The sequence below is a fragment of the Neomegalonema perideroedes DSM 15528 genome (genome assembly GCF_000374145.1).
Classification (GTDB): Bacteria; Pseudomonadota; Alphaproteobacteria; order Rhodobacterales; family Rhodobacteraceae; genus Neomegalonema; species Neomegalonema perideroedes.
In genome coordinates, this window is the sequence record NZ_KB893666.1 from 17862 (window position 1) to 38859 (window position 20998).

General features: G+C 66.5%; 21 protein-coding genes. 9 read left to right on the forward strand and 12 right to left on the reverse strand.

Annotated features, from left to right (window positions below):
- Positions 1–143: 143 nt before the first annotated feature.
- The gene (locus B161_RS0115280) at positions 144–731 is read left to right on the forward strand and encodes a nitroreductase family protein (RefSeq protein WP_018634318.1); all 588 of its coding nucleotides are present in this window, start codon (positions 144–146) and stop codon (positions 729–731) included.
- A gap of 62 nt (positions 732–793) precedes the next feature.
- Here B161_RS0115280 and B161_RS0115285 read toward each other — a convergent pair whose 3' ends face one another.
- The 4 genes from B161_RS0115285 to B161_RS0115300 form a co-directional block, all read right to left on the reverse strand.
- Positions 794–2659, reverse strand: a complete 1866-nt coding sequence (locus tag B161_RS0115285; RefSeq protein WP_240471634.1) for a family 2A encapsulin nanocompartment cargo protein cysteine desulfurase — start codon at positions 2657–2659, stop codon at positions 794–796.
- Positions 2634–3587, reverse strand: coding sequence for a family 2A encapsulin nanocompartment shell protein (locus B161_RS0115290; RefSeq protein WP_018634320.1), 954 nt, complete (start codon positions 3585–3587; stop codon positions 2634–2636). The genes B161_RS0115285 and B161_RS0115290 overlap by 26 nt, the downstream gene beginning before the upstream one ends.
- A gap of 222 nt (positions 3588–3809) precedes the next feature.
- The gene (locus tag B161_RS0115295) at positions 3810–4400 is read right to left on the reverse strand and encodes a glutathione S-transferase family protein (RefSeq protein ID WP_026310480.1); all 591 of its coding nucleotides are present in this window, start codon (positions 4398–4400) and stop codon (positions 3810–3812) included.
- Between the two features lie 2 nt (positions 4401–4402).
- The gene (locus B161_RS0115300; protein WP_018634322.1) at positions 4403–4861 is read right to left on the reverse strand and encodes a VOC family protein; all 459 of its coding nucleotides are present in this window, start codon (positions 4859–4861) and stop codon (positions 4403–4405) included.
- 120 nt (positions 4862–4981) lie between these two features.
- Here B161_RS0115300 and B161_RS0115305 point away from each other — a divergent pair, with 120 nt between their 5' ends.
- On the forward strand, positions 4982–5878 hold the full coding sequence (locus B161_RS0115305; protein ID WP_026310482.1) for a LysR family transcriptional regulator: 897 nt from the start codon (positions 4982–4984) through the stop codon (positions 5876–5878).
- A gap of 98 nt (positions 5879–5976) precedes the next feature.
- Positions 5977–6912, forward strand: a complete 936-nt coding sequence (locus B161_RS0115310; protein WP_018634324.1) for an MYG1 family protein — start codon at positions 5977–5979, stop codon at positions 6910–6912.
- A 40-nt stretch (positions 6913–6952) separates the two neighbouring features.
- On the opposite strand, the gene B161_RS0115315 is transcribed toward B161_RS0115310, so the two are convergent.
- From B161_RS0115315 to B161_RS0115330, 4 genes are all read right to left on the reverse strand, one after another.
- The gene (locus B161_RS0115315) at positions 6953–7945 is read right to left on the reverse strand and encodes a VOC family protein (protein WP_018634325.1); all 993 of its coding nucleotides are present in this window, start codon (positions 7943–7945) and stop codon (positions 6953–6955) included.
- A gap of 109 nt (positions 7946–8054) precedes the next feature.
- Positions 8055–8423 carry a 2-hydroxymuconate tautomerase gene (locus B161_RS0115320; protein WP_322785911.1) on the reverse strand — a complete coding sequence of 123 codons (369 nt, stop codon included), beginning with the start codon at positions 8421–8423 and terminating at the stop codon, positions 8055–8057.
- Positions 8424–8432: 9 nt separating this feature from the next.
- Positions 8433–9347, reverse strand: a complete 915-nt coding sequence (locus B161_RS0115325; protein WP_018634327.1) for a LysR family transcriptional regulator — start codon at positions 9345–9347, stop codon at positions 8433–8435.
- A gap of 67 nt (positions 9348–9414) precedes the next feature.
- A complete protein-coding gene (locus B161_RS0115330) occupies positions 9415–10875 on the reverse strand; it encodes a 2-hydroxymuconic semialdehyde dehydrogenase (RefSeq protein WP_018634328.1) in 1461 nt (486 codons plus the stop codon).
- 226 nt (positions 10876–11101) lie between these two features.
- On the opposite strand from B161_RS0115330, the gene B161_RS0115335 reads away from it, so the two are divergent.
- The 5 genes from B161_RS0115335 to irrA all read left to right on the forward strand — a co-directional run bounded on the left by B161_RS0115335 (position 11102) and on the right by irrA (position 15232).
- A complete protein-coding gene (locus B161_RS0115335) occupies positions 11102–11902 on the forward strand; it encodes a fumarylacetoacetate hydrolase family protein (RefSeq protein WP_018634329.1) in 801 nt (266 codons plus the stop codon).
- Complete coding sequence (gene dmpH / locus B161_RS0115340) at positions 11899–12687, forward strand: 2-oxo-3-hexenedioate decarboxylase (protein ID WP_018634330.1); 789 nt, start codon at positions 11899–11901, stop codon at positions 12685–12687. Before B161_RS0115335 ends, dmpH begins: the two co-directional genes overlap by 4 nt.
- 23 nt (positions 12688–12710) lie before the next feature.
- The gene (locus tag B161_RS0115345; protein WP_018634331.1) at positions 12711–13619 is read left to right on the forward strand and encodes an acetaldehyde dehydrogenase (acetylating); all 909 of its coding nucleotides are present in this window, start codon (positions 12711–12713) and stop codon (positions 13617–13619) included.
- Positions 13616–14680 carry a 4-hydroxy-2-oxovalerate aldolase gene (gene dmpG / locus B161_RS0115350; RefSeq protein ID WP_040790246.1) on the forward strand — a complete coding sequence of 355 codons (1065 nt, stop codon included), beginning with the start codon at positions 13616–13618 and terminating at the stop codon, positions 14678–14680. Before B161_RS0115345 ends, dmpG begins: the two co-directional genes overlap by 4 nt.
- Positions 14681–14803: 123 nt before the next feature.
- Positions 14804–15232, forward strand: coding sequence for an iron response transcriptional regulator IrrA (gene irrA / locus B161_RS0115355; RefSeq protein WP_018634333.1), 429 nt, complete (start codon positions 14804–14806; stop codon positions 15230–15232).
- A 9-nt stretch (positions 15233–15241) separates the two neighbouring features.
- Here the strand turns inward: irrA and B161_RS0115360 are convergent, their stop codons facing one another.
- Both B161_RS0115360 and B161_RS0115365 read right to left on the reverse strand, forming a co-directional pair.
- Complete coding sequence (locus B161_RS0115360; protein ID WP_018634334.1) at positions 15242–16156, reverse strand: pseudouridine-5'-phosphate glycosidase; 915 nt, start codon at positions 16154–16156, stop codon at positions 15242–15244.
- Entirely contained in the window at positions 16153–17316 is a 1164-nt protein-coding gene (locus B161_RS0115365) for a carbohydrate kinase (protein WP_018634335.1), read from the reverse strand. Before B161_RS0115365 ends, B161_RS0115360 begins: the two co-directional genes overlap by 4 nt.
- Positions 17317–17496: 180 nt before the next feature.
- Here B161_RS0115365 and galE point away from each other — a divergent pair, with 180 nt between their 5' ends.
- Positions 17497–18513 (forward strand): UDP-glucose 4-epimerase GalE, encoded by a 1017-nt coding sequence (galE, locus tag B161_RS0115370; protein WP_018634336.1) that lies wholly within the window; start codon positions 17497–17499, stop codon positions 18511–18513.
- Here galE and B161_RS0115375 read toward each other — a convergent pair.
- Positions 18510–20156 (reverse strand): flavin monoamine oxidase family protein, encoded by a 1647-nt coding sequence (locus B161_RS0115375; protein WP_018634337.1) that lies wholly within the window; start codon positions 20154–20156, stop codon positions 18510–18512. The genes galE and B161_RS0115375 overlap by 4 nt on opposite strands.
- Positions 20153–20950 (reverse strand): carbon-nitrogen hydrolase family protein, encoded by a 798-nt coding sequence (locus tag B161_RS0115380; protein ID WP_018634338.1) that lies wholly within the window; start codon positions 20948–20950, stop codon positions 20153–20155. The genes B161_RS0115375 and B161_RS0115380 overlap by 4 nt, the downstream gene beginning before the upstream one ends.
- Positions 20951–20998: the final 48 nt, after the last annotated feature.

Genomic DNA, 20998 nt, shown 5'->3' on the forward strand with positions numbered 1-20998 from the left:
GAGGAGAAACTCCGACCCCGCCCATCTTGCGCCGGGGAAAATCCGGGCTTACCTTGCTTGGATTATCGCATCGCAATATCCCGGACGCCGCGCCTCACGGCCTGAAGCGGCGGGGGAGCGATGAAGACGGAGCGAGTTCCCCAATGATCGAAGCCTTCAAGAAGCGCCGCACGCAATATGCGCTCGGCAAGAACCTGCCGCTGCCGCCCAAGGAGATCGACGCCCTGATCCGCGAGACGGTGCGTCTCGCGCCCTCGTCCTTCAATTCGCAAAGCTCGCGGGCGGTCATCCTCTTCGGCGCGGAGAGCGTGAAGTTCTGGAACATCGTCAAGGAGGCTCTGCGCCCCATCGTTCCGGCCGCCGATTTCCCCAACACCGACAAGAAGATCGATTCCTTCGCGGCGGGCGCCGGAACGGTCCTGTTCTTCGAAGACGAAGCCGTGGTGCGCGATCTTCAGGAGAAATTCCCGCTTTACGCCGCGAATTTCCCCGGATTCTCGATGCAGTCGGGCGGCATGGCGCAATTCGCCGTCTGGACCGCTCTGGCCAATATCGGCGTGGGCGCGAGCCTTCAGCATTATAATCCGCTGATCGACGCCGAGGTGGCGAAAGCCTGGAATCTCCCGACCTCTTGGAAGCTGATGGCGCAGATGCCTTTCGGCTCCAATGAGGCGCCCCTCGCGGCCAAGACTTTCGTCCCGGACGAAACGCGCTTCCGCAGCTTCGCCTGAGGCCCAAAAAGTTAAGCCCCCTCCCGCAAGAGAGGGGGCTCGTTTTTCGACCGTGTGCGGCTTCAGCGACGCGCGCGGCGCCCCTGCTGAAGGCGGCGCAGAACGTCGATCATCACGTCGACCTCCTCGCAGGTGTTGTAGAAGGCCAGCGAAGGCCGCACGGTCGTCTCCAGCCCGAGACGCCTCAGGATAGGCTGAGCGCAGTGATGCCCCGCCCGCACCGCCACGCCTTCCTTATCCAGCTCCTGCCCGACGGCCCGCGTCTCCCAGCCCTCCAGCGTGAAGGACAGCACGCTCGCCTTCTCCTTGGCGGTTCCAATCAGCTTCAGCCCTGGAATCTCGCGCATGCGCTGAGTCGCGTAGAGGAGCAGGTCATGCTCATAGCGCGCGATGGCCGGACGCCCGATCCGCTCGACGTAATCCAGAGCCGCCGCCAGCCCCACCGCATCGGCGATGTTGCCGGTCCCCGCCTCGAAGCGCGAGGGAGGCGGCTGATAGACGATGCGCTCGAAAGTCACGTCGGCGATCATATTGCCGCCGCCCTGCCAAGGCGGAGTCTTCTCCCAGATCTCCTTACGGCCCCAGACGGCGCCGATGCCGGTCGGCCCGAAGACCTTATGGCCGGAGAAGACGAAGAAGTCGCAGCCGATGGCCTGAACGTCCACCGGCATATGCGAAACCGATTGCGCGCCGTCCACCAGCACCGTGGCGCCATGGCGCTTGGCGACGGCGGTCAGGATCTCCACCGGATTCACCGTGCCCACGGCGTTGGCCACCTGCGTGAAGGAGACCAATTTCGTGCGCGGCGTGATCAGGCGCTCGAACTCCTCGACGAGCAATTCCGCATCGTCGTTCACCGGAGCCACCTTCAGCTTCGCGCCGGTTTCGGCGCAAAGCTGGCTCCAGGGGACGATGTTCGCGTGATGCTCCAGATGGGTGACGAGGATCTCGTCGCCCTCGCGGAGGTTCGCGCGGCCCCAGCTTTTGGCGATGAGGTTGATTCCCTCGGTGGTTCCCCGGACGAAGACCACCTCGCTTGAGCTTCCCGCGCCGAGAAACCGCGCCACGGTCTCGCGGGCCTTGTCATAGGCTTCATCCGCGCGGGCCGCGATGGCGTGGGCCGCGCGATGAATGTTCGAGTTCTCATGGGCGTAGAAATGCGCCAGCCGGTCGATCACCGCCTGAGGCTTTTGCGTGGTGGCCGCATTGTCGAACCAGATCAGCGGCTCGCCATGGACGCGCTCGCTGAGGATCGGGAAATCCTTGCGGATCGAAGCCACGTCGAAAATCCGGGGGCCTTGATCCAGATCGCGGCTCAGCCCCGGCGCGAGTTTTGGAGAAATCTCCGGCGCGCGCGCCGCAGCGGGCGGGCGCGCTTCGGCCTGAGGGAGGCGGGGGGCCTCCGCCAAGGGGGCGCGGGCTTCAGGGCCGCGCGCCTCCTGAAGAAAGCCGTAGCCGCCTTCCGGGGAAGGATGGGCGGACGCCTCCGGCGCCTCGCCCTCCCAATAGGCGTGCGGCGCGAGCTTCAGCAACTCGGCCAGAACCTGAGGCAATTCCTGCGGCGGCGGGAAAGGAAGCCCGAAGCCGCCGGCGCTGAATCCGGGACGCGGCGCATGCAGCGCCGCGGCGGAGGGCGCCGCCAGAGGCTGGACATGAGGCGGCTCGATCCCGCCCGTCTCGGAGGGGCCGAGGGCCGGGCTGGGGGCGGGCGATCCCCCGAAGCTTCCGCCGAAGCTGGGCTTCGGCGTCTGCGAGGCGGCCTGCGAGGGCGCCGCGAGAGGCTGGGCCTGCGGATGAGCCGCGCCGGGCGGCGCCTGAAACAGGGCGTTCGCCAAAGCGGCGATCGCGCCCGCGTCGGGCCAGCCCGGAGGCGCCGCTCCTCCGCCCGATCCGCCTTCCGGCTCAGACATAGGAGTCAGGATAGGCATGATATTTCGTCACATCCACGTCTTCGAGAACCGCGATGGCGTCGTGAGTCAGGATCGCCGAGGAGCAGTAGAGCGAGATGAGATAAGACGCGATGGCCTTGCGGTTGATGCCCATGAAGCGCACCGAAAGGCTCGGCTGGATCTCGCCGGGGACGCCCGGCTGGAACAAGCCGATCACGCCTTGCTTCTTCTCGCCCGTGCGCAGAAGCAGGATGTTCGATTTGCCGTTTTGGTCGATATAGAGCTTGTCCGAGGGCACCAGCGGCAGGCCGCGCCAGGTCAGGAAGGGCTGGCCGTAGAGCGTGACGGTCGGCGGCGGGACGCCCCGGCGGGTGCATTCGCGTCCGAAGGCCGCGATGGCGCGCGGATGGGCGAGGAAGAAGGAGGGCTCCTTCCAGACTCGGGAGATCAATTCGTCGAGATCGTCGGGAGTCGGCGCGCCGGTGCGGGATTTGACCTTCTGCCGCTTATCGACATTGGCCAGAAGCCCGTATTCGGCGTTGTTGATCAGCTCGCTTTCCTGCCGCTCCTTGACCTTTTCGACGAGCAGGCGAAGCTGCTCCTGAATCTGGTCGTAGGGGGCGTTGTAGAGATCCGAAACGCGGGTCTGGACGTCCAGCACCGTGGTGACGGCGTTCAGCGAATATTCGCGCGGATTCAGTTCGTAATCGACGAAAGCCTCAGGCAGGTCCGGGTCGCGGTCGCGCGCCGGCGAGCATTCGACCTGCGCGTCGGCGATCTGGCCTCCGGCCTCCTCCTTGACGCGGTTCAGCCGATAGATGCCCGCCTCGACCGGAGTCCAGGGCAGAAAGGACACCAGCCAGCGCGGCGTGACTCCGGACCATTGAGCCCGGGTCTTGGTCGCGTTGGCGAGTTGGCGCGCGGCGGCTTCGCTTAAGGTGCGCCGGGCGGCGGATTCTTCGCTCATGCGGTCTTCCCCCAATCCGCCCCCGCCGAGCATGGGCGGGCGCGGAGAATTGCGTGACGCTCTGAGCCATAGACCGAAATTTTCGAGTTTTTATGGAATTAGAAAGCATGACCAACTGCTTTTTTCGTCTTTGACCCCGGTCGCCGCAGCCGCGCGCGACGCATGCGCATGCCCCTCCGCGCAAGAAGAAGGCGGGCCCCGGAAAGGCCCGCCCGCGGCCTCTCAGACCGGAGGCGGCGCATATCCCGGCAGAGCGGCGATGCGGTCCATCCAGCGGCCGATGGCCGGATAGGGCGTAAGATCGATCCCGCCCTCCGGCGCGAGCGCCACATAGGGATAGACCGCGCAATCGGCGATGGTCGGGCGTCCGACGGCGAGCCAGTCCTGTCGCGCCAGATGCGCTTCCAGCAGGCCGAGGATGCGGGCCGACAGACGCAGAGTCCCCGGCTTGTCGAGGTCGTAGCCGAATTTATCCGCCAGCCGCGCCGAGGCGGGGCCATGCTGGATCTCATTGGCGGCGGTCGAGAGCCATTGCGCGACCTGAGCCTGCAAGGCGGGCTCGAGGGGCTGCCAGGCCGCTCCGCCATAGGCGCCCGCCAGATAGACCAAAATCGCCTGGGAATCCCTCAGGACCAGATCGCCGTCCACGAGGATCGGCAATTCGCCCCAGGGATTGAGGTCGGTCAGCGGCGGACGCTTATGCTCTCCGCCGAGGAAATCCACCGGGACGATCTCGACGTCGATCCCCGCCAGAGCCGCGAAGAGCCGCACCTTATAGCAATTGCCCGAAGGCCCGAGGTCGTAAAGCTTCATGATCATTCCCCCCTTTGTGGAATCAATTGATTGAATTCGAGGACGTTGCCGTCCGGGTCGCGGATGAAGAGCGCGATCCGGCGCGGGCCGATGGGCTTGGGGCCTTCGGTGATCCGGATGTTCTGAGCGCTCAGCCATTCCTGAAGCGCCTCCAGATCATCCACCACGAAGGCCGGATGCGTCACGCCGGGCAGCTTCACCGGCTCGTCGAGCAGCGCGTTGCGCAGGCCGGGGCGTCGGGCGGCGTTGAAGATCAGATTGATCCGCACCCCGTCGGCGCTGACCATCTCATTGGCTTCATAGGCCGGGAAACGCGCGCGCTCGACGAAGCCGAGCCCCTCGTAGAAGGCCATGGCGCGGCGGCGGTCGCTGACGCGGATCCCCACATGGTCATAGGCCGAGATCCGGGCGCGGCTGCGCGGAGGAGCCTCCTCCGGCCTCGTCGATTGGTCTGGGGTCATGCGGGTCCTCCTTGCTTCCGCCTCGCGGATGAGGACCATTCTTCGCCGATCCCCTCGCCGGGAGAAACGCCGCCGCGCGGAGAAGACTTCTGCGCCGGACGCAAAGATGGAGGCTCCGGATTGGACAAGCTCAAGGCCATGGAGACCTTCCTGCGCATCGTGGAGGCGGGCAGCCTCACCGCCGCCGCCGAGCGCCTCGGATGCTCCAACGCTTCGGTGGCGCGGAATCTGGCGGCTCTGGAGCGGTCTCTGGGGCTGCGGCTGCTGAACCGCAACACGCGCCGCCTCGCGCTGACCGACGAGGGGGCGGAGTATCTGCTCTGGTGCCGCCGCATCCTCGGCGAGTTCGAGACGCTGGAGCAGAGCTTCGAGGCGCGCCGCGCCGCGCCGGGCGGCCTGCTGCGTCTGACCGCCCCGGCGGAGTTCGGCGCGCTATACGCGGCGCCTCTGGTCAACGCCTATTTGCGCGCCCATCCTGAGATGCGGGTCGAGCTGATTTTGCTGGACCGGGTGGTGGATCTGCTGGAGGAGGGGATGGATCTGGCCATCCGCATCGGGCCTTTGCCGGATTCAGGGCTGATCGCGGCGCGGCTGGGCGAGACGCGGCCGGTGGTCTGCGCCGCGCCGGAGCTTCTGGAGCGGCTCGGGCCGATCCGGCGCCCGGAGGATCTGCGCGAAGCCGCCTGCGTCGTCTTTCATCCGCCCGGCCCGCTCTGGGAGTTCCGGGAGGCGGGCGAGGCGCGGATGGTGGAGGTTCCGGCGGTCTTCTCGACCAATCAGGCGCGGGCGGCGCGGGCGGCTTGTCTGGAGGGTCTGGGCGTCGCGCGGCTGCTGCATTATCAGGTCGCGCGGGAATTGGCGGAGGGGCGTCTGATCCGCATCCTGCGGGATTTCGAGATTCCGGGCGCGCCGATCCGCATGGTCTATCCGCATGCGCGGCTTTTGTCGCCGCGGGTGCGGAGCTTCCTCGATTGGGCCTCCGCGCGGCTCAGCGCCTCTTTGCCCGCTTCCGCCTGAAGGGTCGGGCGGGCCAGAGCGCCCGAGACAGAAGAGCGGAATTGCGCTATCGCCTCGCTTTGATCCGGCTCAGGCCCCGAACTTCGCGAGACCAACCGATGATTCCTGATTTCCTCGTCACTCATTCCGGCGGCTTCCATGCGGACGAACTGCTCTCCACAGTGATCCTGACGCGGGTTTTTCCGCAGGCGCGTCTGATCCGCAGCCGCGACAAGGCCTGGACTTCGCCCGCTCCGGACCGCGTCGTCTACGACGTCGGGGGCGCCTATGACGGCGAGCGGATCTTCGACCATCATCAGAACGGGGCGCCTTTGCGCGACGACGGCCAGCCTTTCAGCTCCTTCGGGCTGATCTGGCGGCGGTTCGGCGCGGAATATCTGCGCGCGTCGCAGGTCCCGGAACGCGATCTGGAGGCGATCCATGCGCATGTCGACGCGAAATTCGTCCTGCCGGTGGATCTGATGGACAACGGCGCCTTGAGTCCCGCGACGGCCGGGCCTTTGCTGGCGGGGCTGACTCTGCCGGTCTTGCTGGAGACCCTGAAGCCGGCCTTCGACGAGGCTTCTCCTGAGGCCGAAGAGCGCGCCTTTCACGAGGCTCTGGGGATCGCCCGCAGCTTCGTCGAGGCCGCGATCTCGCGTCAGGCGGCCAAGCTGCGCGCGCGGGCCGCGGTGCTGGAGGCCGTCGCCAAGGCGGGCGCGGGCCGGGTTCTGGAATTGCCGCAGGGCATGCCCTTTCAGGCGGCGCTGGAGGAGAGCGGGGCGGAGCATCTGCTTTTCGCGGTCCATCCTCGGGGGCGGGATTGGGCGCTGGTGGGAATCCGTTTGAACAAGGACGGATTCGCGCAGCGCGCCGATCTGCCGGAGGCTTGGGCGGGCCTGACCGATGCGGCGCTTGAAGCCGCCAGCGGCGTCAAGGGGGCGATTTTCTGCCATAACGCCCGCTTCATCGCCGTCGCCGGGACGCGGGAGGCGATCCTGCGGATGGCGGAGCTGGCGGTTCAGGAGGCGGAGAAGGCTTCCGGCGCCCCGTGAAGGCGCGCCGGTCCGGTCCTCCCCTCGGCGCGGGAGGGCCTTACTCCGCCGGTTCGGCCGCCTTTTGCGCGGCCTCGACGATGGGCGTGCCGTAGACGAAGAAGTCTTGCGGCAGCTGGCCGCCGTACCAAGTGCCGCCCTGAGTCCAGAAATTCTGCTCCGTCCAGGTGACGGTCTTCCATTCCGGATCGAAGACGAGATAACCGCTGTCGCCGAAGAGCTCGATGCGGTTGCCGCCCGGCTCGTAGAAATACATGAAATAGCCTTGGCTGATGCCGTGCTTCGCCGGGCCGGCTTCGATCTGGACGCCGTATTCCGCGAAAAGATCGGCGATGTCGAGCATCTGCCCCTGATGGCCGTACCAGAAGGCCACGTGATGCAGGCGGCCCGGAACGCCGCTGCGGTCCTTGGTCAGCGCGATCTCATGCACCAGAGGGCTGACCGAAAGCCAGCAGGCGAGTTCGTCGGCGCCGCCGAAGACGACGTTCTCGCGCTTTTGAAAGCCGAGATGCTTCTGCATGAATTCGGCGTTGCCCGTCACGTCGCCGCACATGAGGTTCACATGGTCGAGGCGCCGGACCGGCACGCCCGACAAAGGCCGCTTCTGCGCGCGGCTCAGCAGATTGGAGCGCTGGGATTCGTCGGGTTTGAAATATTCGACGTCCCAAAACAGATGATGGGTGTGGCCGTCGGGCATATGGAACTCATAGGCCCGGCCATAGCCCTTATGGCCCTCGACCCAGCGTCCCGGCGAGTCGGAGGCCTCGATGGCCGCCACGCGCCGCTCCAGAGCCTGAGGCGACATCGCCCGCCAGGAGATCACGCCCACGCCCGCCTGATCGGCCCGGGTCAGCTTCAGCGAATGATGATAACGGTCCTCATAGGCGCGCAGATAGACGGAGGAGGCGTCTTCGTCGTTTTTATAAAGCCCGAGGAAATCTTGAAAGAAGCGGGCGGATTCGTCGAATTTGGGGCTGAAGATCTCCACCATGGCGAGCTGCGCCACATCGTGGATGGGTTCCTGACGGCTCATGATTTCCTCCCTGAGGATAGGATGGGGCGAGATCCTCGGCGGGGGCCGGGATCTTCTGGCTTTGATTGGGCTCTGCGGGCCTTCGCGCGCCGGACGGCCGCGCGGGAGGCTATTGGGCGCCGATCCGGAAAGGCTCCGGCTTGGCTTCAGGCTCCGCGAAGCGCGGCTCTCCGCCGACGGCGAAATGGCCGGAGGGGATTTCCTGAAGGATGATGCGCACCGCCTCCGTCCGCACGCCGAGAGTCTCGACCACGGCCTCGGTGACGCGCTTCATCATCGCCTGTTTCTGGTCGGGGCTGCGGCCCTCCATCATATGGACATGGATGATCGGCATTTCGCATCTCCCTGCGCCTCCGCCCCATCGATCCGGCGCGGAGCCTCTGCGGGGCGGCTTCGCCCTCTGGCCCGGAAAATTTAGGCGCCTGCGCGGTTTGCCTTCAAATACTATTTCAGGCCGCCCTTCATGCGGATCGCGTATGGAGGCGCGTCAGGAAGGGCGCCGGAGATCTCCCAATTCCCGGATGCCGCCCTCGCGGGCGACCTCCAGAAAATTCCGCAGCACCGGCGAGACGTCGCCCGCGCGATAGACGCAGCTCAGATCCACCGTCGGCGCCGGATCGAGGTCGATCTCCAGAAAGACCACCCCGCGCAGACTGACCGACTTCATGGATTCCGGCGCCAGACAGACGCCGAATCCCGCCGCCGCCAGAGCCAGCCCCGTGAAGGCGTCGCCCACCACCTGCGCCACCTCCGGCTTGAGCCTCTGGCTGCGGAAGAGATCCTTCACCACGTCCACGAAGCCGAAGGCCCGGCTCGCCGGAAAGAGGATCAGCGGCTCGCGCGCCAGCTCCGCCAGAGTCGCGCGCCCGAGCCCCGCGAGCGGCCCTTCGCTGGAGACCGCCGCCACGAGCCGCTCGCGGGCGATCTCCTCGATCATGAGGCCCTCCTCCGGATTCATCAGCCGGTTGAAGCCGAGATCTATGGCGCGGCTGCGCAGGCCCTCCACCTGCTGGATCTTGTCCATGGCGCGCAAGGCGACATGCACGTTGGGATAAAGCCGCTTGAACTCCAGCACGATCCTCGGGATGAAGCCGATGATGGCCGAGCCGAAGATGGCCACGTCCAGCCGCCCTTCCTCGCCCTGCGCGGCGCGGCGGACGCGTCCGCCCGCCTGATCGAGCAGGCCGACGATGTTGCGGGCCTCGGCGAGGAAGATCTCGCCCGCCTGAGTCAGCTCGACGCCGCGCGGGGTGCGCAGGAAAAGCTGCGCCTTCAGCTCCTCCTCAAGCTGCTGGATCTGGCGCGTGACGGGCGGCTGCGAGACGTTGAGCCGCGCCGCCGCCCGACCTATGTTCAGCTCCTCGGCGGCGGCGATGAAATATTTCAATTGCCGGATGTTCATGCGCGCCTCTCCTTCGCATGCGCCCAAGTCTGACAGATCCGCGCCGGAGGCGTAAGGGCGGAGGCCCTCAGAGCTTGACGCAGAGATTGCTGCGCTCGGTGTAGAACTCCAGAGAATGGGCGCCGCCCTCGCGCCCGATCCCGGAGGATTTCGAGCCGCCGAAAGAGGTCCGCAGATCGCGCAGGAACCAGGAGTTCACCCAGATCAACCCCGCCTCCAGCCGCCGCCCGACCCGATGGGCCCGCGACAGATTTTCGGTGAGGACCGTGGCGGCCAATCCATAACGCGTGTCGTTGGCGAGGCGGATCGCCTCCTCCTCCGTGTCGAAGGGCCGGATATGGCAGCAGGGGCCGAAGATCTCTTCGCGGATGACGGCGCTGTCCTCTTCGAGGCCGGTCCAGATGGTCGGCTGGATGAAGAAGCCCTGATCGCGGGAATCGCCGAAATGCGGGACGCCGCCGCCCGTCACGACCTGCGCGCCGAGCTCGCGCGCCTTGTCGTAATAGGACAGCACCTTGCGCCGATGCTCCGCCGAGATCAGCGGCCCGAGGGTGGTTCCCGGATCATCGGGGCCGCCGGGCTTGAGCGCCTCGGCGCCCGCCTTCAGCCTTGCGACGAACTCCGCGAAGATCGGGCGCTCGACATAGAGCCTTTCCGTGCCGAGGCAGACTTGTCCGCAATTGGCGAAGGCCGAGCGCATGGTGACTTCGATGGCCTTGTCCATGTCGCAATCGGCGAAGATCAGGCCGGGATTCTTGCCGCCCAGTTCAAAGGAGACGTCGCGCAGGCCCACGGCGGCCTGTTTCATGATGGCTTCGCCGGTGCGGGTTTCTCCGGTGAAGGTGATTCCGTCGACGCCCGGATGTTGGGTCAGCAATTCGCCCGCCGAGCCGGGGCCGAAGCCGTGGATCACATTATAGACGCCCTTGGGAATCCCGACCTCGTTCATGACCTCGCCGAGCAGCGCGGCGGTGGCGGGGCTTTCCTCCGAGGGCTTGACGATCACGGCGTTGCCGCAGGCCAGAGCCGGGCCGACTTTCCACGTCATCAGCAGGAAAGGCGCGTTCCATGGCGAGATCACCGCGATCACGCCTTTGGGCCGATGCAGCTCCATATTCACGGCGCCTTTGCCGTCGGGCGTGTCCATGGAGAAGAATTCGCCGCCGAGGTTCTTCAGCAGATTGGCGAAGATCTCGAAATTCGCCGCGCCGCGCGGAATCTCGATGGTTTCGGAGAAATGGCGCGTATGGCCGGTGTCCTGAATCTCGGCCTCGACGAATTCCGGCGCGCGGCGCTCGATGGCCCGCGCGAGATCCAGAAGCAGATTCGTCCGCTGTCGCAGCGGCATGCGCCCCCAAGGCCCTTCAAGCGCGGCCCGGGCGGCGCGCACGGCCCGGTCCACATCCTCGGCCAGAGCCTCATGGACCACGGAGATTTGACGTCCGTCCACCGGGGAGATCTTGGCGAAGGTCTTTCCCGAAGCCGCGGGCGCATAGGCGCCGTCGATGAAGAGTTCATGAGTTTTCACAGGCGGATCCTCCCGATGCGCTTCGTAGCGCCTTTTTGGCGCGGCGAGGCTAGCGCGAGGCTCTCCATGCCCGCCAATGCTTTTCAGGGAGGAGTCCCATAGCTTTTTCGTATGGAGGCCCGGATTGAAGCCATACGAAAATCGCATGGAGCCAGCCTGTCCAAAGTATTTGAAGCATGGGGCCTCCTCTTCCTATCCTTTTCGAAAATCAGAAAGGGGAGGCGGCATGATCGACGAGACGAGGATCCAGGCTCTGGGCGACGCGCTTTACGAAGCGATGACGTCAGGCGTTCCCACGGCCAAAATCAGCGAGCTGGAGCCGGACAGCACGATTGAAGACGCTTACCGCATTCAAAGCCGGATGCTCGCCCGAAGGATCGCGGCGGGCGATTCCGTGATCGGCAAGAAGATCGGCCTGACCAGCAAAGCCATTCAGGACGCGCTCGGCGTCTATCAGCCCGATTTCGGCCAGCTCACCCGCGAGATGCTCCACCAGAACGGCGAGGCCATCGACCTCGGCAAGCTGATGCAGCCGCGCGCCGAGGCCGAACTCGCCTTCATCCTCAAGCGCGATCTCCTTGGCCCCGGAATCACGGCGACCGACGTGATCCGCGCCACGGATTACGTCTCGCCCTGCTTCGAGATCGTCGACACGCGGTTCTCCGATTGGAGGATCAAGATTCAGGACACCGTCGCCGACAACGCCTCCTGCGGCGTCTTCCTGCTCGGCGAGGGGCGGGCGGATCCGCGCGACCTTGATCTGAGCCTCGCCGGATTGGTCATCGAGAAGAACGGCGCCTTGCACTCCACCGGAGTCGGGGCGGCGGTGCAGGGCTCTCCGGTCAACGCCGTGGCTTGGCTGGCGAATACGCTCGGGCGGCTCGGGATTCCGTTGAAGGCGGGCGACGTCATCCTTTCCGGAGCGCAGGCGCCTTTGATCGAGCTTCAGGACGGCGACGAATTGACCTGCGAAATCGCAGGCGTCGGGCGCTGCATGGCGCGATTCACAGGGAGGGCGCAGGCATGAGCCTCGACGCCGAAGCCGTCGCGCGCCTGAGCGAGCGCGTCGAGACGGCCCAGACCTATGCGCGGGCCATCCGCAAGCTCACCGACGATCATCCCGGCATGACCGTCGCCGACGCCTATCGCGTCCAGACCGCCTTGCGGCGCAGCTATGAGCGGCGCGGACAAAGGGTGGTCGGCTGGAAGGCGGGGCTGACCTCGCGGCCCAAGATGATTCAGATGGGCGTCGATCAGCCCGGCGTGGGCTTCCTCACCGAAGCCATGGCGCGGCCCGAGGGCTCGGCGATCACGGTCTCGGATCTGATCCATCCGCGCGTCGAATGCGAATTGGCCTTCGTGACCAAGGCGGAGCTGGCGGGGAAGGTCTCCCGCGCGGAGGTTCTCGCCGCCACGGATTACGTCCAGCCCGCGCTGGAGATCATCGACAGCCGTTTCACGGGCTTCAAATTCGACCTCGAAAGCGTCTTGGCGGACAACAGCTCCTCGGCGCGCTTCGTGCTGGGCGGGCGGCCTCGGCGGCCGGAGGCGCTGGATCTGCGCACCATCGGCGTGGTCATGGAGATCGACGGCGAGATCGTCGCGCTTGGGGCCTCGGCGGAGGTGCTGGGCCATCCGGCGGAGGCCGTGGCGATGCTCGTCGGCGTGCTGCACGACATGGGCGAGACCTTGCCCGCCGGAAGCCTCGTCCTCAGCGGAGCCATCACTCAGGCGGTTCCGGTCAAGGCCGGGAATTGCGTCGCGGCGCGATTTTTCGACATGGGCTCCGTCGGGGCGCGCTTCATCGCCTGAGGGCGAAAGATCGGGAGAAATCATTGAGCAAGATCAAATGCGCCCTGATCGGATCGGGCAATATCGGCACGGATCTTCTCTTCAAGCTCAAGCGCTCGGAGATTCTGGAGCCGGTCTGGATGGTCGGCGTAGACGAAAAATCCGAGGGCCTCGCCAAGGCGCGGGAGATGGGCCTCAAGACCACCCATGCGGGAATCGAGGGGCTGCTGCCTCATGTGGCCGCCGATGGGGTTCAAATCGCCTTCGACGCCACTTCGGCCTATGTCCACGCCGAGAACAGCCGCAAGCTCAATGAGCTGGGCGTGCTGATGATCGACCTGACCCCCGCCGCCATCGGCCCGCTTTGCGCCCCGACGGTGAACCTCAAGGCTCTGGCGGCTCAGGGCGGGGTGGTCAACGTCAATATGATCTCCTGCGCGGGACAGGCCACGATTCCCATCGTGGCGGCGGTCAGCGCGGTGCAGCCGGTGGACTACGCCGAGATCGTCGCCTCGCTGAGTTCGAAATCCGTCGGGCCGGGCACGCGGGCCAATCTCGACGAATTCACCTCCACCACCTCCAGCGCTCTGGAGAAGGTCGGCGGCGCGAAGAAGGGCAAGGCTCTGGCGATCATCAATCCCGCCGAGCCGCCTTTGATCATGCGCAACACCATCTCCTGCGAGGTGGAGGGCGCGCCCGATCAGGCGGCGATCACGGCCTCGGTGCTGGAGATGATCGCTCAGGTTCAGATCTACGTCCCCGGCTATAAGCTGGTGAACGGGCCGGATTTCGACGGCAACCGCGTTTCGGTCTTCATGGAGGTGGCGGGGCTCGGGGATTATCTGCCGACCTACGCCGGAAACCTCGACATCATGACCGCCGCCGCCGCCCGCACGGCGGAGCTTTTCGCCGAAGGCCTGAGAGCCGCAGGCGCGCAGAAGGAGACCGCATGATGGCCAAAAGCAAGCTCGAAGGCCGCAAGGTCGCCCTCCATGACATGACCCTGCGCGACGGGATGCACGCCAAGCGCGAACAAATCTCCGTGGCGCAGATGGTCGAGATCGGCGCCGGTCTGGATGCGGCGGGCGTGCCCTATCTTCAGGTGACCCATGGCGCGGGTTTGGGCGGAAACTCCCTCCAGCATGGGCGGGCTTTGGCCTCCAACGCGGAATATATCTCGGCGGTGGCGGGAGTCGTGAAGCAGGCGAAGATCTCGGTTCTGCTGATCCCCGGCCTCGGCGCCATGCGCGAATTGCAGGAGGCTTACGAGTGCGGCGCGCGCTCGGTGCATGTGGCGACCCATTCCACCGAGGCCGACGTCTCGCCGCAGCATATCGCCTTTGCGCGCAAGCTCGGGATGGACGCGACCGGCTTTCTGATGATGTCCCATCTCAACGACGCCAGGGGCCTCGCCGAACAGGCCTTGCTCATGGAGAGCTACGGCGCGAACACGGTCTATGTGACGGATTCGGCGGGGGCTATGCTCACCGAGGACGTGGCCGAGGCCGTTTCGCGCATGCGCGAGGCTCTGAGGCCGGAAACGGAGATCGGCTTCCACGGCCATCATAATCTCGGGCTTGGAATCGCGAACTCCATCGCCGCCATAGCCGCCGGGGCCAGCCGCATCGACGCTTCTCTGGCGGGCTTAGGCGCGGGGGCGGGCAATGCGCCTCTGGAGGTTCTGGCCGCCGTCTGCGACCGCATGGGGATCGAGACGGGCGTGGACCTCTTCAAGCTCATGGATCTGGCGGAGGACGTGGTGGTCCCGATGATGGATCATCTGGTGCGCGTGGACCGCGAGGCGCTGACTCTGGGTTATGCGGGGGTCTATTCGACCTTCCTTCTGCCCGCCCGCCGCGCCGCCGAACGCTTCGGCGTGCCCGCCCGCGACATCCTCATCGAGCTGGGCCGCAGGAAGATGATCGGCGGTCAGGAGGATATGATTCAGGACGCCGCCATGACCATGGCCCGCGAGAGAGCCGGAGCCTCCGGGAAGGCGGCGCCTCCCGTCTGAGGCGGGGATTCGCAGAAACTTCGCAATCCGCGACCTCGCGGAAGGTCGCTCCAGTGGAAAGGAGAAGAGATCGCCTCTATACTCGGGCGACCGGGCGCAAGCTCCGGCGAAGAAAGGAATCAGATGACCTCTTCGTCTAAGCCTGAAAAAAGCGACCAGCCGATCCTGTGGCTGACGAGCGTCGGATTGCGTCCGACGCGTCAGAGGCGCGATCTGGCGCGGTTGATCCTGAAGGGCGGAGAGCGCCATCTGACCGCCGAGGCTCTCTTCGCCGAAGCTCAGGCGGCGAAGGTCGACGTCTCTTTGGCCACCATCTACAACGCTCTGCGCCAATTCACCGAGGCGGGGCTTCTGCGCGAGATTCCCATCGACGCCGCCCGCAGCTATTACGACACCCGCCTCAACGACCACCCGCATTTCTTCTGGGAGGAGACGGGCGAGATCGAGGACGCGCCTCCGGATTCCGTCCTCATCGCCCGATTGCCGGAGCCGCCTCAAGGGGCGAAGCTCGCCCGGGTGGACGTGATCCTGCGGCTGCGGCGCGAGGGCTGAGGCGAGGCGTCACGCGGCCAGCTCCCGGGCGATCCGCGCCGCGAGCCGGGCGTTGTTCAGCACCAAGGCGATGTTCGCCGTGAGGCTGCGGCCTTCGGTGGCGCGGTTGACGCGCTCCAGCAGGAAGGGCGTGACCTCCTTGCCGGAGATCCCTTGCGCCGCCGCTTCGGCCACGGCGGCGGCGATCACGGCCTCGATCTCCGCGCCGGGGACGGCGTCGGCTTCGGGAATGGGATTGGCGATCAGCAGGCCGGTTCCCGTCTTCAGCGAGAAATGCGCCTCGATCATGGCGGCCAGCTCCTCGGGGCCGTCGAGCCGGTGATCCGAGGGCAGGCCCGAACTCCGCGAGAAGAAGGCCGGAAATTCATCGGCGCCGCAGGTCACGACCGGCACGCGCATCGTCTCCAGATATTCCAGCGTCTTGGGGATGTCCAAAATGGACTTCATTCCGGCGCAGACCACCGCGACCTCCGTCGCGCCCAACTCGGTGAGATCCGCCGAGATGTCGAAGCTCTCCTCGGCGCCGCGATGGACGCCGCCGATTCCTCCGGTGGCGAAGACGCGGATTCCCGCCCGCGCCGCGATCAGCATGGTCGAAGAGACGGTGGTCCCCGCCGAGATTCCGCGCGTCATGGCCACCGCGAGATCGCGTCCCGAAGCCTTGACGCAGGAGGGGTCTTTCACCAGAGCCTCAAGCTCTGCCTCGCTCATCCCGACTTTGATCCGCCCTTTCAGAACGGCGATGGTCGCCGGGACGGCGCCTTCCGCCCGGACCGCCGCCTCGACGCGCCGCGCGGTCTCGACGTTCTGCGGCCAAGGCATGCCATGGGTCACGATGGTCGATTCCAGCGCGACCGCCGCGCGTCCGGCGGCCAGCGCCTCGGCGACTTCGGGGGCGATCTCTAAGGCGAAGCGGCTGATCATGCGTCCTCTCCATGGGCTCCCGCCGCAGCGGGGATTGATCTGAGTTCAGCCTGAGCGGCCAGAAATTCGGAAGTCAGGTCGCCGCGCACCGCGCCCGGCGCCTCAAGCGCCAGCGCGGCCATGAGGCTCCCCAGCCGAGCCGCCGAGACCGCGTCCCGGCCCTTGAGCAGGCCGTGCAAAGTCCCGGCTATGGCGGCGTCTCCGGCCCCGGTGACGTCGACGACCTGCGCCGGAACGGCCGGGAGAAGCGCCTCGACGCCCCGCCCGGCCAGCGCGACTCCCGCCGCGCCCATCGAGAGGCGCACCTGTCCCGCGCCTTTGGCGCACAGCGCGCGGGCGGCGGCGAGCGCCTCCTCGCCGGAGGCCGCGCGCGGCGCGTTCAGCACAGCGGCGGCCTCGTCGGCGTTGAGAAAGAGCAGGTCGATTCCGGCGAGATCGGCGGGCAGACGGCGCGTTTTGGGAACCGAAACCGCATCCACGGCGAGGCGATAGCTGCCGCCGCCCTGACGCGCGCAAAGGCAGGCGAGGGCCTCCGGCGTCAGATTGGCGTCGGCGAAGACCCAGGAGGCGGCGGCGAAATGCGGCCAGATGCGCAAGAGATCCTCAGGCGTCAGACGGTCGAAGACCGCCATATCCGCCGCCGCGAGGACCAATTCGCCTGAAGGATCGAGCAAAGCGACATATTCCGCCGTATGCGCGCCGGGGAGGGTCAGAACGCGGCTGACGTCCACGCCCCTTCCGCGCAGATGATCCAGCAGACGCCGCCCCGCCTCGTCGTCGCCCAAAGCGGAGACGAAGCCCGGCCTGTGGCCGAGCAAAGCGAGATTCTCGGCCACGTTGCGCGCGACGCCGCCATGGCTCCGGGCGCCCTCCGCCGGATTGGAGGTCTCCATGCGGGCGGGCGCGAGCAGGCGATAGCTCCGGTCCATGACCGCCCCCCCGACGCAGACCACGCGCCCCCCCTGCGGCGGCAGGACGTAGCCGCGCCCGAGCAGGAAGCCCTTACGGGTCAGGCTGGAGACATGGGCCGCCACGGTGGAGCGGGCGAAGCCGAGAGTCTCGGCGATCTCCTGTTGTCCGATGAAGGGATTGCGCGCGATCAGCGCCAGAACCGCCGTCTCCTGCGTCGTCAGGTCTTCCGTGATGGGCGTGATGGGCATGATGGCGCGCTCGCTTGTCCCGTCCTGCGCCTGCTTATAACAACTGTTCTTTATAACAACAAGAGTTTGAATTCAGCCGCGCCGCGTCAATGGACCTCAAAGAGATCCTGCGTTAGTTTTCCGCCGGATCCTGAGCGCGCGGATCCTTCGCGCAGAGATCGCCTTGAGGCGGGAGACGGAATGGACGTGCTTCTCACCGGCGGCGCCGGATATATCGGCAGCCACACGCTGATCGAACTTCTCGCCTGCGGCCACAGGATTCATGTGGCGGATAATTTCGCCAACAGCTCCCCGGAGGCTTTGAACCGGGTTCGGAGCCTGTCGAACCGCGACTTCGCATTCTCCCGCGCCGACGTCCGCGACCGCGCCGCGCTCATCGCGCTGTTTCAGGAGTTCCGGCCCGAGGCGGTGATCCATTTCGCCGGGCTGAAGGCCGTCGGGGAGGGCGAGGCCAAGCCCCTCGATTATTACGAGACCAACGTCGCGGGCACGATGAACGTGCTCGACGCGATGAATGCGGTTCAATGCCGGCGGATCGTCTTCTCCTCTTCGGCCACGGTCTATGGCGAGCCGGAATATCTGCCCATCGACGAAGCCCATCCCCTCCGTCCCGCCAGCGTCTACGGACGCACCAAGCATATGGCCGAGCAGATCATCGCCGACTGGGGCCGCGCCCGCCCCGAAGCGAGCGGCGCGCTTCTGCGCTATTTCAATCCGGTGGGCGCCCATGAGAGCGGCCGGATCGGCGAAGATCCGCATGACGTTCCGAACAACCTCATGCCCTATATTTCTCAGGTGGCGGTGGGGCGCCGCGCGAAGCTCTCGATCTACGGCGACGATTACGACACGCGCGACGGCACCGGCTTGCGCGACTACATCCATGTGGCGGATCTGGCGCGGGCCCATGTGGCGGCGCTGGACTACGCCGCCGCGCATCAGGGCGTGGAGGCCTTCAACATCGGGACGGGGGCGGGCTTCACCGTGCATGAGATGCTCCGCGCCTTTTCGGAGGCCTGCGGGCGGGATCTGCCTTATGAGGTGACGGCGCGGCGGCCCGGCGACGTGGCCGCCTGCGTCGCGGATCCGAGCAAGGCGAACCGCTTGCTGAACTGGCGCGCCGAGCGCGGATTGCCGGAGATGAGCCGCAGCGCATGGCTTTGGCAATCAGGCAATCCGAACGGATATGAGGCGCTCTAATCCAGAGCGCGCGGGCCGATCTGCGGATAAAGCTCGCCCGGCCCCGGATTCGCGGCGGGCGAGGCCCCGCCGAAATGGCGCATGATCCCCCAGACGGCGTTCAGCGCCGTCTGAGCCGCGCCCTCGACCCAGGCCGGAGTCCAGCTGATCCCGTCTCCGGCGAGGAAGATTCCGCGCTGCTCGGGCGGCAGATCCGCTTGCATGAACTGACCATACATGCGGTGGTTATAGCGGTAATGCCCCGGCAGAGCCCCCTTGAAGGCTCCAAGGAAATTCTCGTCGCGCTCCCAGCTCACGCAGATGGGATTCCCCCGGATATGACTCGCGACGTCGACGCCCGGATAGATCTTCGCCAGAGCCGCCAGAGCCAGATCCACCCGCTTCTCCGCCTCCAGAGGCAGAACCTTCAGAGCGTCGGTCATCCATGAATAGGAGAGGCAGATCGCCGCCGGACGATCCGGGCCGTTGTCGAAGAGGTAAGTTCCGCGCGTGATGCGGTCGGTGAGGGTCATGGACATGACCGGGCGTCCGGTCGCGGGATCGAGGTCTTTCCAGAAGGGGCGGTCCGCCATCACGAAGGTCTTGGCCGCCTGCATATAGCGCGTGCGGTCCAGTGCCATCCAAAGCTTTTGATCGAAAAGCGCCTCGTCCGTCTCGATGGAGGTGGTGAGCAAATGGCTCTGGCAGGTGACGAGGACCGCCTCATAAAGATCCTCGCGGCCCCAGCGATCCGTCACGGCCAGCTTGCCGTTCGCCGGATCGCGCCGGATGCGGATCGCCCGGCCGCGCGTCGCGCCGCCGTTGAGCCCCGCGAGACTGGTTCCCTCCGGCCAATGGGCGCAGGGCGCAGGCTGACGCCAAAGCCGCAAGGGCACCTGCTCCACGCCGCCCACGATATAACGCTGGTCGTCGTCGAGGCCGCAGAGATTGACCCGCAGGATCTCCAGCATGGAGTTCGGGAAATCGCTGTCCCAGCCGCCGGTCCCGAAGCCGACTTGCCCGAAGACCTCGCGGTGGCGGAAGGGCAGGCTGCTGAAGGCCCGCGAAGAGGTGATGAAATCATAGAAGGTGCGTTCGTCCCATGCGGCGACGAGCGGATCCCAAAGCTCCTTGACCCGCGCCGCGTCGCGGGCCTGCATGGCGGCGCGGATCTCCGAGAAGCGCGCGCCCTCCTCCAGAGCGGCGGCGTAGGCCTCGGCCACCTCGCGGTAAAGCGGCGGCAGGTCGTCGAGCTTCCGGGCGAAGAGCGTCTCGCCTTCGAGGTCGATCACCGTCGAGCCCGCCGCCGGAGTCAGAGGATTGGGGAAAGGCGCGCTCTCGCAGCCGACGAGATCGACGTAATGATAAAAGGCCCGCGAGGAGATCGGGAAGCGCATGCCGCCCAATTCCGCGACGACGTCCTCGGTGCCCTCGAAGATCTCCGAGCGCAGGCGTCCGCCGAATTTCCCCGCCTCATAGAGGATCGGACGCAGGCCCATCTTCATCAGCTCATGGCCCGCCATGACGCCCGCCGCCCCCGCGCCGATCACCGCCACCGCCTCGCCGCAGCGTTCCGGGGGAAGGACGCCGAGGCCGGAGGGATGCTTCAGCCAATCGTCGTAAGCGAAGGGGAAATCGGGGCCGAAGGCTGAAAATTCCGTCATAGGTCACCAGAAGCAAGAGGATCGCCGATCTTTCGCAGATCGGCGGCCTGAGTGGACAGCCGCCCCTCGGGATAGGCCTCCGGGGCGGGCAGATCGGCGATGAGCAGCGCGGGGGCGCGTCCGGCGGCGGCGAGGGGCTCGCCGTCCGGCCCGACGATCACGGAGAGCCCGCCGAAGGAGACGTCTCCGTCCGGGCCGCAATAATTGGCGTAGGCGATGGTCAGGCGGCTTTCATAGGCCCGCGCCGGGACCAGAATCCGCGGCACATGGTCGAAGCCCTGAGGATTGGCCGTCGGGACGAGCAGCAGATCCGCGCCCCGGCGGGCCAGATCGGCGGCGTGCTGCGGAAACTCCACCTCATAGCAGATGAGCAATCCGCAGCGGCGTCCGGCCAGTTCGAAAACCGGCGGGGCCTCTTCGCCGAAACGGAAGCTCGCCTCCTCCATCTCGCCGTAGAGCTGGATCTTGCGGTGATGGGCCAGAATCGCGCCCTCCGGCCCGATGGCCGTGGCGGCGTTGAAGCAAGCCGCGCCGGAGCGCTCCGCCCAACCGAAGGTCAGGCCGCATCCGGCCCCGCGCGCCAGAGCCGAAAGCCGCGAGATCCATGGGCCTTCGAGGCTCTGAGCCTCGCGGGCGTGGGCTTCGGGGTCGTTATAGCCGGGGAGGATCAATTCCGGGACCACCAGCATTTCGGCTCCGGCGCGGGCCGCGGCCTCCAGCGCGGCGCGGATGCGCGCGAAAGCCGCCTCCGCATCGCCGCGCGTCGCCTGAGTCTGCATCGTCGCGAGCCGCATGATCTCCCCCTGTTTTCCGACAGCGCTATCAGGGGCGGCCTTTCCCTT